Source organism: Bradyrhizobium sp. WYCCWR15520, assembly GCF_056174665.1.
Genome location: NZ_JBWBWM010000045.1, coordinates 15,949 through 30,591 on the forward strand (window position 1 = coordinate 15,949; position 14,643 = coordinate 30,591).

Consider the following 14,643-nt stretch of genomic DNA (forward strand, 5'->3'; position numbering starts at 1 on the left):
CTGAGCACTTGTGCGCATCGACGCTAGATTTGACCGGCGCCGGCCTGCCTGAGCAAACTTCGCCGTTGGAGTAAACGGCCGAATGCTTGCAGCACCAACGCAACCAGTTCATGTTCGCTCTGAACCAAGCAGTCGATGATGTCGAGTTCAGGCGTCCGAACGCCCATGCGCGCTCGAGGGTTGCGCTCAAGCGTTGCGAGCGGGACCGTCCACGCCCTTTGCTGGTTCTTCAAAGCCCGATCAGGCCGCACTTTATACCGGCTATCACCGCCGAAATCCGGTTACCGGCGCCGAGCTTCCTCATTGCATTACCCAGATGAAACTCGACGGTCTTCTCTGAAATCGACAGTATCTCTCCGATCTCCCAATTGGTCTTTCCCGCCTTGCACCATTCAAGACATTGAGTTTCCTGGACGTCAGTCCGTAGGGTCGGGATTGGTGAAATTCCAAGACAATCGTCATGCTATGCCTCTGCACGAAATTATTGCTGGAGTACGCTTCCAAAATTGAAGTCCAAAATGGCTCTGTGCAACTGACAAGTCTAGTCCGGCGAAAATGCGCTCTCAGGATGATTAACCCAATCGCGCCCTTGTTACAACTGAATCGTCCAATTGGATGGCTGGGACAACGCTGTTAGCATCCGCAAAGTGAACCTGCTGGTTCACTCCAGCGGCGTAGAGCGCCCCCCGAACTGGTTCTTTCCCTTAGCCGCGCACTACGCTCTTCGCGTGCAATGCCGCACTTCAGCGCTCTGCGCGGCCATCTTTTGCTCCGGCACATTCCGCAAATGCCTTCAGCTTTCACGCTAATCCCATCGCAAAGATACCTACATATTCGATGATCGAAGCCGAGTTTCTGCTGATCTGGCACGGCCTGCGCAGAAAAACGGCTTCTTGTTTTCGAGAGCGTGCGATTCGTACGATCGGGAACGAAACTTCACTGCACGCCAATGGCCTCTTCTAATTGCAGACCGCGTCTTAACCGAAGCACCATTGCCGAGGCGGTCGCTCTTCTCGCAAGTGGACACGCGAGCCGGCAAAAGTGCTGCGGGTGCTCTTCGATCTCCAGCCCCAGCGGGAGCCCACATGCCATCGAATCCCGCTTCTTCTGCGAGAACCGCCGACAGCAGGCCATGGCGGCCATGATGTGAACAAGGCCGGTCTCGGCCATACGGGGGCGGAGGCTTGGCGGGTGAAGCAGTGACTATGTCACGTTCTCGTCCATGAGACTGGAACCGGGCAGATGGTTTCTGTATTCCAGCTCAATCTCTTGCCAGGTCTGCGTCCCAAAACGGGGCACGAAACTGCGGAAGCCGAAATCGAGAAGGCAAGACGTATTGGCATTCGACCACCCATCCGAACGGAAGCTTCTTGACCTTCTTCAGTCGATGCGCCTCGGGGCCATTCATGTCCGGATCGAATTGACTGCCCAAGGCGCATGAAAACATCAAACATCGCCAGTCCGTCGGCTCCGCTGATACCGAGCCGGACAGGGCCAAGTGATTGCCGCAAGCGCACCGCGTCGGCGCGTCATCGTCGAGTGCTGTGCTCCCTATGATGAAGTCCTCAGATCATGGCGCCGCTCAACATCGAACCCGCACAGACATTATAATGGGATAATGGGGCGCCGCTTAGGAGAGCCCGCTCGTCATGGACTGGCCGTGATCTGCTCGAAATTCGCATGGAGCGGGTAGGCCTTGACGAGCGCGTTCGCGCGCCGCGTCTCACCAAGTGCGGTGACGAACGTCTCCCCGTAACGGTCGGTTAGGCGCTGCCCAAAGGCGCGTGAATCTGCGTCACCGCATATTCGTCCCAACACGCCTTAATGATCTCCCATCAGGTATTGCGCATGTGCATTCGGGTGCTTGCTCTGCAGGAGGCAGGCTCGGAGGGCCGTATTGAAGCGTTCTGTCACTTCGACATGGCGCATTCATTAGCCAGGGTGTGGAGTGCTTGCTCGTAGAACTCGTTCTCGTCTTCGAGCAGAAGCAGGACGCCGGCATAAAGAGCATGTTGCTCTGTGACGTCGCGCATGACGGTCGGGTCATGGCGACGCCCATACGATGCCTTCGGACGGGGTGAGCTTGTGCTTGGTCTCGTAGCCGCGGTTGAGCTGAAGGAGCGCTAGCGCGTAGTCGGGGGCGATGGCGATGCCGTCAAGCTCGGCCAAGTCGATATAGCGGCTGAAAGTGTGTACATACGTCGTGGCTAGGTTGCCAAATGCGCGCGCATGTTCCTCGGTGTCGAACCCGCGAAGGCTGTCGAAATATTCGCGCGCGGTCGGCCGCGGCATTTCACCCGCCGCGCTAGGCTGGGTCTCCGTGGGCGTGGCAATGTCATCGGCAGTCAACGCAGGCGAATGACCGCGATTTGTGCTTTAACTGTCCGCCACAAGACATTGGTTTTACAGGCAAAATTTGCCATATTATCTTTCCTGATGAAGAGTCATTGTATCCTGATTTCATGAATCAAAATCAGGTCATAGGCTGATGAAAGATCGAGGAAATCGGTTTGTAAGATGAGAAACGACGTCAAGACTCTCGCCCGCAGCGGTTGGATGAACGACTAGACGGGCTCAAACCAGCCGAGCGGTTCCGCATGCCGCCAAAAGTTGGATCCGGGCCATACGCGAGGCCTTGGGCATGACCGGCGTGCAATTCGCCGGCCAGCTCCAAATGGGCTTCCTAAGCGTCGAGGCGCTCGACCGCTCGGAGGCAACCGACGCAATTCACTTCAAAACGCTGCGCCGCGCCGCCCGCGGCGCTCGACTGCACGCTCGTCCGTGCCCTCGTACCGAACAGCTTCCTGCAGCATGCCGTGCGCACGCGCAAAATCGCCGTGCGGGACCTTGGCCGTGTCGCTCACATCATGAAGCTGGAAGCCCAGGCGACCAGCGATGCAAATCTTGAAGCGCGCATCGAGGCGTATATCCGCGATCAGATCAAGGAGCGCGGCCTATGCAACGAGCCGTGAGCGATCTCCTCGAAGAGCCCGACTGCCACGCCGCGCGGGCCGGGAGAACGCGATGCGCTGTTGCAGACCTGGATCACGGATCGCCACGATCTCAATGAGGCGGAGCAGGAAAACATCGTTAAGGGCGCGGCCTGGGCAGGCAGGCGGCGGGGCAACCCGCCGATCCGCTGAATGAGGATTTCGCAAAGACGCTCGGCCATCCGTCGCGCATGGAGGGCATCGAGGCCGTAGCGAACTTTTTCCGGCGCTGAGCCCTTCGCCCGCATCCGCGGTATCATCTCGAACCAAACCAAACGGGACCATGGGATTGCCCTCCTCAACATCAGTGCCGAGATGCTCAAGCGGCGCATCGTCGACATCGCGCAGTGGACGCCGTTTTCCGAACTGCATGTTATCTTCGAGGTCTGCGGCCGCGCGGACGAACTGATTGAGCAAAGCGTTCGCCGATTTCCGGATCGAGGGAGACGGACGGCCGATCCCCGTCGAATGCAATTTCATTCCCAAGCCCGTGCACGATCCGGCTCTGGAAGTTGCAGATTTTGTGCTGCACGCGGTTGCAGCCCTCGCTCCATGCTACTGATGAAGGCGCAGTCGACGCCCATACGACCTGCAACGGCTTCCTGGCTTAGGCCTAGGGCCAAGCGAAATCGACGCGGATCTGCTCCAAAGACCCTGCGGATGTCCATCCGCAGGATAGGAAGCAATCGCGTATATTGGCGCTACGTGGTACATTAGGCGGGAAGGTCGACAAGCGACGTACGCAGCTCGTCCAATAGCTACTCGTTCTAAGTAACGTTATGCTCGACCTGATAACAATATGGCGGTTGTGTGCACATACCCTATACGCGGGACGCGCGCTCGAAGAGCGGGCAAGTAATTTCCGAATTCCGAAGGAAATGGGGCGTCTGCTTTCGCTCATGAGCGCGTTCCAACCTCGGCAACGTAAATGAAAGAAGCCGCTAACTGAGGAGCCCTTGTTGTCGTGAAGTCGCAAGCGCAGCTCGTTTGAATTCAGAGTGGCTGGCGACCGTCGCTGATGTTGCCAGCAACGACAACCCGCTAAAAAAGCTACGAAGTACCTGAAAATGGCAACCACTTACGACAGGCCGAGACGCAACTCTCTCACCGCGGCCGTGGTCCCACTAAAGAAAGCCGGGATAGTCAATGTGCCCTTATCGGGGCTCTACAAGCTTTTCGGAAACCCTGGTCGATCGCAGCACGGGCGTCGGTGATGATCATCTCTTTCGCGGGTCCCAGCGGTGCTGGTGTCTGTCACGCGCCGCCTTGGCCTCGAGCAACTCGTTTAATTTGCTACAGTACGCCTCCTGTAGCTTGGCAAGCGCGCTGCATTTACGGGCATACACTACTGCCATCTGTCGAAGCTCCGCCTCGATTTGTGAAACCTTGTCCATGAGTTGCCTATTATCATCTTTAGGTTGATGCGCTGGAATACCAACGTAATCGTCATCGACAGGTGCGGCGCCTTATGCCGCTCGTTGCGAGCAGCATTCGAAAGCAAAGCGAGCTCCGCCACCACATATCAAGCTTTCGCGCGATGCCGCGTCATGACGCCCGCGCTTGCGGGATGATCCGCATCCTGAACTCCAGCGTCAGGTTGCAAATATTAGGGATCAGGGTCAACTATCACGCGAGCGCACGCGAAGCGCTCCTTGGCGAGGGCAAGAGCCTCAGCACCTGAAACGGCCGCAGGCATACTCATCGATGGTGCGCCTCATGCTTCGCGATATAGTCGAGAATTCGCGCCCTTGCCAAAAGAGGATCCTCATCGAGCGATGCGTGCATCGCGCCTCGAACGCATGGGAAAATCGAGCTCTCAGTATCGATCATGTGCCGAAAGCTCTGACATACACGATCGATTCTCGCGATCGAATCGCCTGCCGTGATTATTCGCTGTTCAGACACGGTGATCCTCCTTCTCGTCGTCAGTAGGTTGGGATTGGCATTCCTGCGTTCTTGGCGAGCCGAACGGGATCGTGTGAACGTTTGTTCAGCGCTCGAACATCATCGCGGCGCGCATCGACGTAACGCCGGATCCCGTTGCAATTATCGATGGGATCGCGAGATGTCTACCTGAGAAGCCGCAGATCTTCTTGAGGATTGCGCAGTGTTGCTTAATCTGGATGGCTTGCCGACGCCGACCGTTAACGCTCTTCGGCGCCGGCGATGAGCAGATGCTATGAGGCGGGACCCGTCTTCTTCGCGTTTCTGCGCATTGACGCGCTTTAGTTGGTCGGGAACAGAGTCGCTGAGCAGGTAACGTCCATTCCGCTCTCGCTTGAAGCAGCGGACGAGCTTGATTAAGCCCGGCTGTTCTGTCTCTTGCGATGCCTGCAGAGTCTCTCGACGAAACGTCGCCATTTGTATCTACGCCCATTTAGCTTCAACTCCGTGGTTGAGGTGCAAATGCGGCCGAAGAGTGCCACGTCTAAAACATTCAGACGATGAGTTGCGTGAGGCTCGCGCGCGATTTGATCCGACGCCAAAACGCGCAATGTATGTGAGAGCCGCCGATACTGAGCGCTAGGCAAATAAAGGCGCCAGTGTCAGTGGTACAGCCGCGTCCACATGAGCTTGCAAAGTTCCCGCTCTGCTCGCGTGAAGTTGCCAACGTTGAAGTGAGTGCGCCGATACGCAGCAGCGCGTTCCGCTCGCGACCCCATGACGCGGGGTCTCTCGCGCTTGTACATTTCGTCGCGTGCTTGGCTGAGTGCGCCGCGCACGGCATGTCGGAGTTCCCCTTTGGTTCGAGGGAATGTGGTTTCGGTGGGCCGAAAGCTAGTAAGCAGTTGCAGCGCGCGAGCCTTGATCTCCTCGAAATACGGACTAACGCGCACTTACGGTTCTCCTTCAGCGAATGATGATGCTGCATTATGTTCCTGATAGCCCGGTTAATGGCATCGATATGGCAATCAGACTCTGTGGATGAAAAGGCAGCTGCGCTGGCAGCTTGCCCAGCACGCATGCTGCGCAGCGCAGCTCAGGGTGCTCGTAGGTCACAAGCAGTTCGTTAGAGTGATTACGGGACCGATATGTCGAGTTGGCAGCCGATGGAATATCGCCAGCGGAGGCTCTAAGAAATCAACGCTGTTTCACCAGATTCCACTTCTTGATGACCGCTTCGCTCATCTGCTCAGCGTCGGCACAGGCGATTTCATCGACCTTCACCGAGATCCTCTTGCCGACTAGTGGCTTTAGCTGATTGGCTTGCGCCTCGCCAGTTGTAAGGAGGTGAAACATTACCGGTCCAGTCTCTAGCTTGCACAGCCCGTCCGGCTCAGGCAGCCGGCGCGGCGTGGAGATGATCTGGTAGGCGACCTTTTTGCCGTGCTTGGCACCGCGTATGCGCAACGCGTAGAGCTCGCCTGACAACACGTCGCCGACGTTGATCGGCACGCCCCCGTTCAGCCCCGCGTACGTAGGCTCCTCCGCGCCGGCGGCTCCAGGAAAGCTCGCCATCAGAATGAATGCAAGGGCAAAGCCCATGGCGAATCGGTCTTTCGTCATTAGTCAGTCCTCGTAGGTATGGTTAGAAAAACGTGAGTCTGCTGGATCGCTGCAACAGCGCACTTCGTTGACCCACGGACGTCGTGGTGAGCAAGTAGGAGCCGCTGATCGTGAGCGCATGCTGCCCGCCAACGGTACGGGAGGGGGCACAGCGCTGCCACAACGCTTGATCTTTAAAGCCGGACGGGAAAATCATTGTCGGCCAAGTCCAGCCATGATTTCGGATTGGATTGCGGTTGCGGTGCACAGGGAAGCATCTAATGGCAGATTGCCAAATGCGAGTTGACAAAGAAGGTAATTGGCACCTGCCTCTTCCAGCTGATTTAGAAGAATTTGTCGCACAGAAGCTGGCGTTCCGACGACGCACAATTCGCGCTCGATTGCCGCATCGAAGGTCAGCGGCAGGTGTGGTGGTGTAGGGATGGCATTGAGCTCATAAAGGAACTTAAAGCTCTCGAGCCATCGTTCGTAAGCAGATGCCGCGAGCGAATAGGCATCTGTGTCCGAACGCCCAATGACGACCATGCGAAGCAATCCAAGAAATGGCATTTGATCGTTAGCCCGGCCGTTGGGCTCTCGATGAGCACGGAAGGCGTCAGTAACTTTGCGTACAGCAGAGGAGGGGCCTACGCACGCTAGATTTGCGCTATTGGCAGCGGCCCAAGCTGCGGACTCGGGTCGATTGGTGGCAATCCATGTCGGCGGCCTTGGACGTTGATAAGTTCTTACCGTCAACGGAACGCTGTTTAGCTCAAAATGTTTGCCTTGATAGGATAGCGTCCCGCCTTTCATAGCACTGATGAGAATTTCGCTGGCTTCTTCATAACGGCTTGGAGCCGCGTCAGCTCTGATGCCGTAGTACCCCAATTCAAGCGGAAGAGAACCGCGTCCGATACCCACCTCAAGCCGGCCACCGCTCAAGTGATCAAGCATACAGATCTCTTCAAACGCACGCAGCGGATGATAGAGGTTAAGCAGCATCACCAATGGCCCGATGCGAAGTTGCCGCGTGCGCTGTGCGACGCTCGACAAGAACAAATTTGGCGATGGACCTCTGCCATGCGGCGTACAGTGGTGCTCTGCAACATGATATGCAAAGAAGCCCAGTCGGTCGTACGCCTCTGCCAGGACGAGACGATCTGCGTATTGTCGGGCGATGTCGCGGCCGTCCTCGTCTAAGTGATCGAAGATGCCGAACGCTATTTTTGAAGAAGAAAAGACGTCTTTCACTGGATTGTCTCCAATTTTAGGTGTGAAGGCAGGAAGTTCGCTTGTTTTCGGCATCTGAGCGGCTCAAAGACGCCGACACCTCCTATTCTGGCCACACATTTTGCTCTCCTGTGCTTTTGTCTTCATCGCTGATCACGAGACGATTGTTCGTCCCTCTTGGACGCCTAAGCATCCGATGCCAAGGAGGATAGTTCCGTTGTCACCGTTCGCGCTCACTCACAGCAGATCTTCGCCATTGGCAGTAGCCGCTCTTATCTACCGCCGTGATACGTTCGCCTGGGTAACGCAGAAGCAGACTTAGCGCGGCTCAACTGGCCGATCTTCCTTGCTTTAAGCTGTCAGAAATGTCTGTGACGGCTCCCAGAAACGCATCCATTTGCGCTTTTGTCCCGATGCTCACGCGGATGCAATTTTCAAGACCGTCATCGGAAACGAAGGCAACTAGTATTCTTTGCCTTTCCAAAGCGGCCTGCCACCATCTACCGTCGTGTCCCGCAGGCACGCGCGCTAACAAGAAGTTTGCGTGGGAGGGCGTTAGAGAGAATCCAAGTTGCGACAGTGCGGTCGCAACCCGCTGTCGTTCATGCCTGATGTGCATATGGTTTTCTTCATAGACGGCGCGATGCGCAAGAATGCTGATGCCGACCGCGTGCCCAATTACATTCATGTTGAAGACGTTCTGGATGTTACGAAGCCGTCCAATAAGCTGCGGGTGGCCGAACCCGAAGCCGACTCGAACGCCAGCGGCGGCATAGCTTTTCGAAAGTGTTCTTAAGAGCAGAAGATTCGGATAATGGCTGAGGAGCCGCAGGCCATTATCAGGCGCAAAATCGACATATGCTTCGTCCAACACGACGAGGCGGTCCGATTGCGCCAGGAGGCATTCGATATCGGCGATAGGGATGAACGTTCCTGTCGGGTTGTTCGGATTAGCCAACAGAATGAACTTGGCATCGTTTGCTGGTCCAAAGAGCAATTGCTCTATCGGCAACGACTGAGGTTCGTTACATCTGATTTCAAGCAGTTGAGCACCCTGCAACATAGCAAGTTTGCGATTGAATGAAAAACCCGGAGACAGCATTGCGACCCTGTCGCCGGGGGCAAGAAATGCTCTGTAGATGAGCCCGAGGAGCTCAGATGATCCATTGCCGGCAATCACATGATCGATGGCGACGCCGTAGGTGTTAGCCGCTGCTTCCCTCAGGCTAATGTTGTCATCTTCCGGGTACAGATACTGCCGCTCAAGCGCCGCAATTGCACTTTGCCGTACGATCGTTGGCAACGGAAATGGGTTCTCATTCGTGTTTAGTTTGACGTAATTTGCCGCCGGCGCAGGCCGGCCGGACGGCAGAGCATCTAACTGTCGCGCTTCCTGCGTAAGAGAAGAGAGCACATTTTGCAATTTGGCATCGGACATAGGTTTCTCCCGTTGAACCGCCGAGCGCGCTTGCGGTTGTCAGCATGCCGGTCGGTCAGTCCCGTAGATGGCCGGAGACAGAGTTCGAGTGTTTGTGGGGACAGCGAGGACGGCCGCCAGCAAAGTTTGCCTACGGCAGTTCGGAATGCCCAATTTTTTAAGCTGGGATGAACCTGTCGCTCCACGCCACCCGAGAGAATAATCGTCGAGCGGATCAAGTGTCGTGCAGCAATCAGTCGCCTCGATCACGGAGTGGCATTGCTGTCATTTTTGCGTTGGCCGCAATATCACTCTGCGTTCGTCCAGGTACCAAGTATTGGTCCTTAACGATTCGTCCTGAAATCGCACACTGGAAGTGCGGCAAAGAGCTAAACAGAGGTTACGCAGCGACATCGGCCGAGCTGTTCCACTGGGCATAAACTCATCCGCGGGTGCGTCGGCATCATTGGCTAGCTGCACGATCAGTACCGCGAGCGCGAAAAACGACGCGAGTACCGCGAGCGCGAGGACGGACCCGAGTAGCACGTCATATCCGGAATTACGTTTCATCATTTCCATTACTTCGCTGAATGCCTAGGCCCGTGTGCGGTCGCAACGATGAGTTTTACTCGACGGCTTCGACAATGTTGTCATGCCACCGGTAGACGACGAAGCCGGGAGCGGCATTGTCTCCTTTGGTATTGAACCGGACCGGCCCGATTACTGTTTGGATTGGCTGCGAACGAAGCGCAGCTGCTACTTGCGGACCATCGAAGGTCCCGGCGCGCTTGACCGCGTCCGCCCACGCTTGAACGGCGGCGTAGGCGTAGAGCGTGTAGCCTCCCGCTGACATGTTGGAAGACTTGAGCCTAGCTACGGCGTCCGCCGCTTGAGCATTCTTGGTGGGGTCGGGCATAAAGGTGAACAGTGTGCCGTTTGCTGCTTCGCCGGCTATCGCCGAAAAGTCGCTGGCCATCAACGGATCGTTCGCCATCACAGTGAGACCTGCGCCCGCTTCTGCGGCCTGACGCACAATCAAGCCGATCTCGTTGTAATAGCCGCCGATATAGGCGATCTGGATTCCGTCTCGTTTCATTCTTGAGACCAGGGCCGTGTAGTCCTTTTCACCGGCCACATAGCTTTGTCGAATGACCTTTTCGCCTGCTTCCTGAAGGCGTGACGCAACGACATCGGCAATGCCCTTGCCGGCAGTGCTCTTGTCGTCAAGCACGGCAATTCTTTTGGTCGGATAATGTCGCAAGATGTACTCGGCGGCCACGAGGCCTTGTTGATCATCGCGGCCGCAGATCCGAAACACCGTCTTGAGACCACGCTCCGTTAGCTGAGGATTCGTTGAGCCAGGTGAGATCTGAATAAGGTTCGCTTCGGCGTAAACGTCGGAAGCGGGGATAGAGGAAGACGAGCAAAAGTGGCCAACGACCAACTTCGGCTGATCCATCGTCAGCCGATTGGCAACTGCGACGGCCTGCTTGGGATCGCACGCGTCATCGGCGACGCTCAATATGACCTTGATACCGGGAAGTAGGCCCGAAGCGTTTAACGCATCGACAGCCGCAGTAGCACCATCGCGCATTTGTACGCCAAGCGCAGCAGTACTTCCGGTCATCGGACCGACCACGGCGATACTGACGTCGGCAGCGGGCGCGGCCGAAGCCAAAGCACAAGAGAGGATTGCTGCACTTGCAGCTGAAGTGATTCGGGAAATTGACACTTAGAGCTCCGGATGTTCGCTTGAGTTTGCTATCAGCCTCGCCGTTCCTGCGCATGTGAGGGCGCCGCTTGGTTATGAGATAGCGCCAGCTTCGGGTCCCTCAAGGCAGCGCATATGCCGCGGCCGGCCGACCCTCCGGTGCTGCCGTGCGAGAGCGAAACAACTATTGGTTCGCCTTCGAAAGGCGCGGCGATAAGCGGAATTCCAACATGTCCGACGCGCTCCTGACGCTGCAATCGATCGAACACTGCAAACGCTTCGCATGTCCATCCCCGCCGCGGCGTCACGATGTGGAGTCTGCGGGTTCGTCGCCTGCATTCCATACTTTGTGAGGACCGGCGCCTGTGACGTCACATGCCGAACTCGGACCGAGCTTCTGTTCGTGTCCGGCAACGGCGACGTGAATACATCCCGCCCTGATCTCTAGTTGGTCGTCCTGTTTTAGCTGCAAGTATGCCGACGGCAGCACCGCATCCAGTGCATAGACCGCCTTGACAATCCGCTCCTTGCGGAAGTGCTCGAGCCTTCTGACCGTCTCGTGGCGCGTGAGCCTAACAGCTAGAGACATACGTAATCCTTAACTTAACTTTTTGGAGCAGCAACCGATGAGCCAACGACAATGATGTCGAGTCGAAGCCCGACTAGTCGTAACGAACGCTGCGTCAGTATCCAGTACACCCCGCGATCCCCGGACGGGAACGGCTCGCGCCGTTCAAGCGCTTGCAAGGCCACGATGATCATCCAGTGCGTCGAGAATGCCGGAGCTATTGCCCAGAAACTCTGAACGGACTGCAGGTCCATGCGTCCTCCCGCCTAGGCGGAGTTGTCTCTAGGTGGTATTGAGATCCTACAATTTGACGCCACGTAAGATTCAAGCCCCTTCGGGGGCTCGTCTCGATAAATTTGTCAAAGTCACGTCTCGACAAGGGAGCATCGCTGCAAAACGTAGAGAAGAGCGACAGGAGTCCTCAACCATCTGACGCAAACCACAACCGTTGCGTCCCTGGCGCTAAAAAGCTCAATTCATTCTCATAGAGGGAGAACACAGCAGGAGCGCGGCAGGTTCAGCGCAGTTCATCCGTTCAAGGCGGCAAGTGCGCGGTCGAGATATTGCATTAGGCAGGGATCCCAGCCAGCCATGCTGCGTGGCGCGCTCAACCGCGCAAGAACTTTCAGTATCGTTGAAACGGTCGAATCAGCTCCTGCAATTTCTGTGAGCAGCAAGCGCGCTCTAAGCGCCACAGCATTTGCCCGTTCGCTGCAGGGATGCTCGCCCCGATCCACACAATCGCGCAGCTCGTCGCGGATTTTCTGCCACCGCTCCTCTCGATCTGGGTCTATGACGCATGTGCATGGGAGCGGCTGAGGGCGTTCTTCCTCGACCCGCGACATTGCATCTAAAGTGGCAGGTAGCTCATCTACACTGACTTGCAATTCACTATCCGTCGTCATGTTGCGCAAACGATCTCGCAACAGGGTTGCACGCGCGACTTGAAGTTCAATTCTCTCCAAATGCTTGCGCAATAGGTCAGTAAGTGACGTTCTACCCTCAATCGCTCTACGGATCTCGTAAAGCGAGAAGCCAAGCTCACGTAGCGCTCGGATTTGATGTACCCGTTTGAGGCCTTCGCGGTCGTACATGCGGTGACCGCCGTCGGTGCGTTCCGACGCACTTAGTAAACCCGTATGCTCATAGTGATGCAGCGTGCGTACCGTTACTCCGGTAGCCTCTGCAAGCTCGCCAATGCGCCATCGACGCCTTCGTGGTGTAGCTTTTGTCATGGTTCTCTAATTTCAAGCCTACAACCTGACGTCGCGTGAGATTCAAGCTATTTCAATGGTCTACCTGAAACCTGCTTCCTGTCAGGCGCAAGCGAAGCGGCTCTTCTGTCGCCAGCAACGTTGCTGCGGTCAGAGAGTCGCCTGATCAAGCAGCAGAAGTAATGGCGCCCATCAAGTTCATCAGGGATGCTAAGTTGGCCTCACCGGCTGCTGCACGTTGTAGAACAAGCGTGGCGATTGCCGTTCGATTTTCAGGAGTTCGCATAGAGGCCGGTAAAGCCGCGACTGCTTCATCAAAAATCCTTCCCAAGACCGAGAGGTCTTCCGGATCGTAGACACCACTGTATTGCTGCAACATTCGGCTCCGTGGTTAACGCTAAGGCGGCCGCACGTGGCTAAGACGTTTGGCCAAAAAAAGACAGACCTCCGGTCGTGCAGCGACGAAGATGCGGTATACGTTGAAGTGATGCTGTCGCGCAACATAGGCCGTGCAGGCGATATTCACTAACTTTTCTCGGAACAATTGGCGAGCACCGCAGCTATCTGCAGCCGGATTGGGGGGACGAAGAAAAGGAATCGCGCATCATGCGCCGCTATTCTGAGTCATGGCTGCAAGATTGCGCAGGCGCAATACCGAGCATTTGGTCGGCGGCTAGTGCTGATCCAACAACAATAATCCCGGAGTTTTCTGCTGCCTCAATATCTACCGCAAGGTGGTGGACGCTGTTTGATCCCCGTCGCAACGGATCCGGCCACCGTAATGAGACTTGGAGCAAAGCGGTAAGTGATGACGTGCTCGTTCGGCTTCGCTGGCATACCAAATGACCAGTGCGCTGAGCGCATTAGATATAAGACACGTAGCACGCTTTGCGAAACCGCGCTTACGATGAATGGGAATCGGTTCGCATTAGGGATCCAAGGGTAAGCGGAGTACCGGGAAGAGGAGGCGCTTTAGGTGAATTTAGGGGCATCTGGATCCCTCGTGATGTCCGGCAAAGGACTCATCCGGGACGCCTCTTCCAACAGTATCTCTCGCAACCAGATGCTTGCTGGATCACTATTGTGAAAAGTGGGCCATTGGACAGCCTCGGTAAATGCAGGAAGCGATCGCGAAAGTTCGATGGTCTGCAGGGGCATCGTGTTTTCGAAGTGCTTAACCAGCCTTGAGGGCATCATACCTATGCGGCCAGTGTCCAATAGTACAGGTGGGATCATGCCAAAGCTCTGCACGACGACCTCGATGCGTCTATTGAGACCGTGCTCGAGTAAGAACCATTCCTCGATGGAGGGCTTGCGCGTAAGCCCGAACTTAACCGCCACGTGCCCCATGGACATGTATCTCTCGAATGTAAGCTGCGGTGGTAGCTGCTTGTTCGAGCGGCATCCGACGCATACGAGTCTGTCCTCGAACAATGTCGCTTTAGGGTGAGCGTTCGACATGAACAATTCCGGCAAGATAAGAAAATCGACTTCACCGCGCCGGAGAAGCTCGTCGGTCGCATCGGCGAGTGGCAGCAATTCGAAACTGACGGCGGGAGCTTCCCGTGCGACACGGTCCACGACCTTTCGAAAGAATACGATTGTCATGAAGTCAGACAGGAGGATCCGGAAGCGGCGATCCGATTTGGAAGGGTTGAACACATCCTGGGAAATGATGGAGAGCTGGATGTGCAGCAGAGCCTCGCGAATAGGGGCGGCGAGCCCTTCGGCACGCGCTGTTGGAACAAGTTCCCGGCCTCTCATCGTAAATAGGTCATCGCGGAAATAGGCGCGTAGTCGGGCCACGGCGGCGCTCATGGCCGGCTGGCTCAGCTTGATGCCGCGTGCTGCCGCGGTGAGGTTACGCTCGGTCATCAGAGCATCGAGCGCAACAAGAAGATTTAGATCAAGGCCCTTAAAACGCATACCGTCTCCCGTTGAAAGCCTTTGCGTTGTAAACATTGAGCAACAATGGTTCCTTCGATGAAGGTCCCAGTCGCCCCCGAGCTAGGCTCTTTCCGGGTCAC

General features: G+C 56.3%; 13 protein-coding genes. 1 reads left to right on the plus strand and 12 read right to left on the minus strand.

Going from position 1 to position 14,643, the window contains the following annotated elements:
* Positions 1–229: 229 nt before the first annotated feature.
* The 3 genes from AC0QUY_RS35370 to AC0QUY_RS35380 form a co-directional block, all read right to left on the minus strand.
* The gene (locus AC0QUY_RS35370; protein WP_161856800.1) at positions 230–445 is read right to left on the minus strand and encodes a helix-turn-helix domain-containing protein; all 216 of its coding nucleotides are present in this window, start codon (positions 443–445) and stop codon (positions 230–232) included.
* A 1,465-nt stretch (positions 446–1,910) separates the two neighbouring features.
* The gene (locus tag AC0QUY_RS35375; RefSeq protein WP_256380288.1) at positions 1,911–2,033 is read right to left on the minus strand and encodes a hypothetical protein; all 123 of its coding nucleotides are present in this window, start codon (positions 2,031–2,033) and stop codon (positions 1,911–1,913) included.
* Positions 2,034–2,043: 10 nt separating this feature from the next.
* Positions 2,044–2,292, minus strand: a complete 249-nt coding sequence (locus AC0QUY_RS35380; protein WP_161855495.1) for a hypothetical protein — start codon at positions 2,290–2,292, stop codon at positions 2,044–2,046.
* Between the two features lie 524 nt (positions 2,293–2,816).
* Between AC0QUY_RS35380 and AC0QUY_RS35385 the strand changes: the two genes are divergently transcribed.
* Positions 2,817–2,972 carry a helix-turn-helix domain-containing protein gene (locus AC0QUY_RS35385; protein ID WP_371419329.1) on the plus strand — a complete coding sequence of 52 codons (156 nt, stop codon included), beginning with the start codon at positions 2,817–2,819 and terminating at the stop codon, positions 2,970–2,972.
* Between the two features lie 494 nt (positions 2,973–3,466).
* Here the strand turns inward: AC0QUY_RS35385 and AC0QUY_RS35390 are convergent, their stop codons facing one another.
* From AC0QUY_RS35390 to AC0QUY_RS35430, 9 genes are all read right to left on the minus strand, one after another.
* Complete coding sequence (locus tag AC0QUY_RS35390; protein WP_161856799.1) at positions 3,467–3,658, minus strand: helix-turn-helix domain-containing protein; 192 nt, start codon at positions 3,656–3,658, stop codon at positions 3,467–3,469.
* A 2,413-nt stretch (positions 3,659–6,071) separates the two neighbouring features.
* The gene (locus AC0QUY_RS35395; RefSeq protein WP_065756050.1) at positions 6,072–6,497 is read right to left on the minus strand and encodes a hypothetical protein; all 426 of its coding nucleotides are present in this window, start codon (positions 6,495–6,497) and stop codon (positions 6,072–6,074) included.
* Between the two features lie 192 nt (positions 6,498–6,689).
* Positions 6,690–7,781, minus strand: a complete 1,092-nt coding sequence (locus AC0QUY_RS35400; protein WP_161855494.1) for an LLM class flavin-dependent oxidoreductase — start codon at positions 7,779–7,781, stop codon at positions 6,690–6,692.
* Between the two features lie 253 nt (positions 7,782–8,034).
* Positions 8,035–9,144 (minus strand): histidinol-phosphate transaminase, encoded by a 1,110-nt coding sequence (hisC, locus tag AC0QUY_RS35405; protein ID WP_161855493.1) that lies wholly within the window; start codon positions 9,142–9,144, stop codon positions 8,035–8,037.
* Between the two features lie 604 nt (positions 9,145–9,748).
* The gene (locus tag AC0QUY_RS35410; RefSeq protein WP_161855492.1) at positions 9,749–10,855 is read right to left on the minus strand and encodes a branched-chain amino acid ABC transporter substrate-binding protein; all 1,107 of its coding nucleotides are present in this window, start codon (positions 10,853–10,855) and stop codon (positions 9,749–9,751) included.
* A gap of 582 nt (positions 10,856–11,437) precedes the next feature.
* Complete coding sequence (locus AC0QUY_RS35415) at positions 11,438–11,656, minus strand: hypothetical protein (protein ID WP_161855491.1); 219 nt, start codon at positions 11,654–11,656, stop codon at positions 11,438–11,440.
* 273 nt (positions 11,657–11,929) lie between these two features.
* Positions 11,930–12,637, minus strand: a complete 708-nt coding sequence (locus AC0QUY_RS35420; RefSeq protein WP_161855490.1) for a MerR family transcriptional regulator — start codon at positions 12,635–12,637, stop codon at positions 11,930–11,932.
* A gap of 145 nt (positions 12,638–12,782) precedes the next feature.
* Positions 12,783–12,992, minus strand: coding sequence for a hypothetical protein (locus tag AC0QUY_RS35425; RefSeq protein WP_161856798.1), 210 nt, complete (start codon positions 12,990–12,992; stop codon positions 12,783–12,785).
* Positions 12,993–13,588: 596 nt separating this feature from the next.
* A complete protein-coding gene (locus AC0QUY_RS35430; RefSeq protein ID WP_161855489.1) occupies positions 13,589–14,542 on the minus strand; it encodes a LysR family transcriptional regulator in 954 nt (317 codons plus the stop codon).
* Between the last annotated feature and the right edge of the window lie 101 nt (positions 14,543–14,643).

Excerpts from the sequence above, each read along its gene's own strand:
- AC0QUY_RS35375 (WP_256380288.1), bottom strand. The coding sequence starts at position 2,033 with ATGCGCGACGTCACAGAGCAACATGCTCTTTATGCCGGCGTCCTGCTT.
- AC0QUY_RS35380 (WP_161855495.1), bottom strand. The coding sequence starts at position 2,292 with ATGCCGCGGCCGACCGCGCGCGAATATTTCGACAGCCTTCGCGGGTTC.
- AC0QUY_RS35390 (WP_161856799.1), bottom strand. The coding sequence starts at position 3,658 with ATGGACATCCGCAGGGTCTTTGGAGCAGATCCGCGTCGATTTCGCTTG.
- AC0QUY_RS35395 (WP_065756050.1), bottom strand. The coding sequence starts at position 6,497 with ATGACGAAAGACCGATTCGCCATGGGCTTTGCCCTTGCATTCATTCTG.
- AC0QUY_RS35400 (WP_161855494.1), bottom strand. The coding sequence starts at position 7,781 with ATGCCGAAAACAAGCGAACTTCCTGCCTTCACACCTAAAATTGGAGAC.
- hisC (WP_161855493.1), bottom strand. The coding sequence starts at position 9,144 with ATGTCCGATGCCAAATTGCAAAATGTGCTCTCTTCTCTTACGCAGGAA.
- AC0QUY_RS35415 (WP_161855491.1), bottom strand. The coding sequence starts at position 11,656 with ATGGACCTGCAGTCCGTTCAGAGTTTCTGGGCAATAGCTCCGGCATTC.
- AC0QUY_RS35420 (WP_161855490.1), bottom strand. The coding sequence starts at position 12,637 with ATGACAAAAGCTACACCACGAAGGCGTCGATGGCGCATTGGCGAGCTT.
- AC0QUY_RS35430 (WP_161855489.1), bottom strand. The coding sequence starts at position 14,542 with ATGCGTTTTAAGGGCCTTGATCTAAATCTTCTTGTTGCGCTCGATGCT.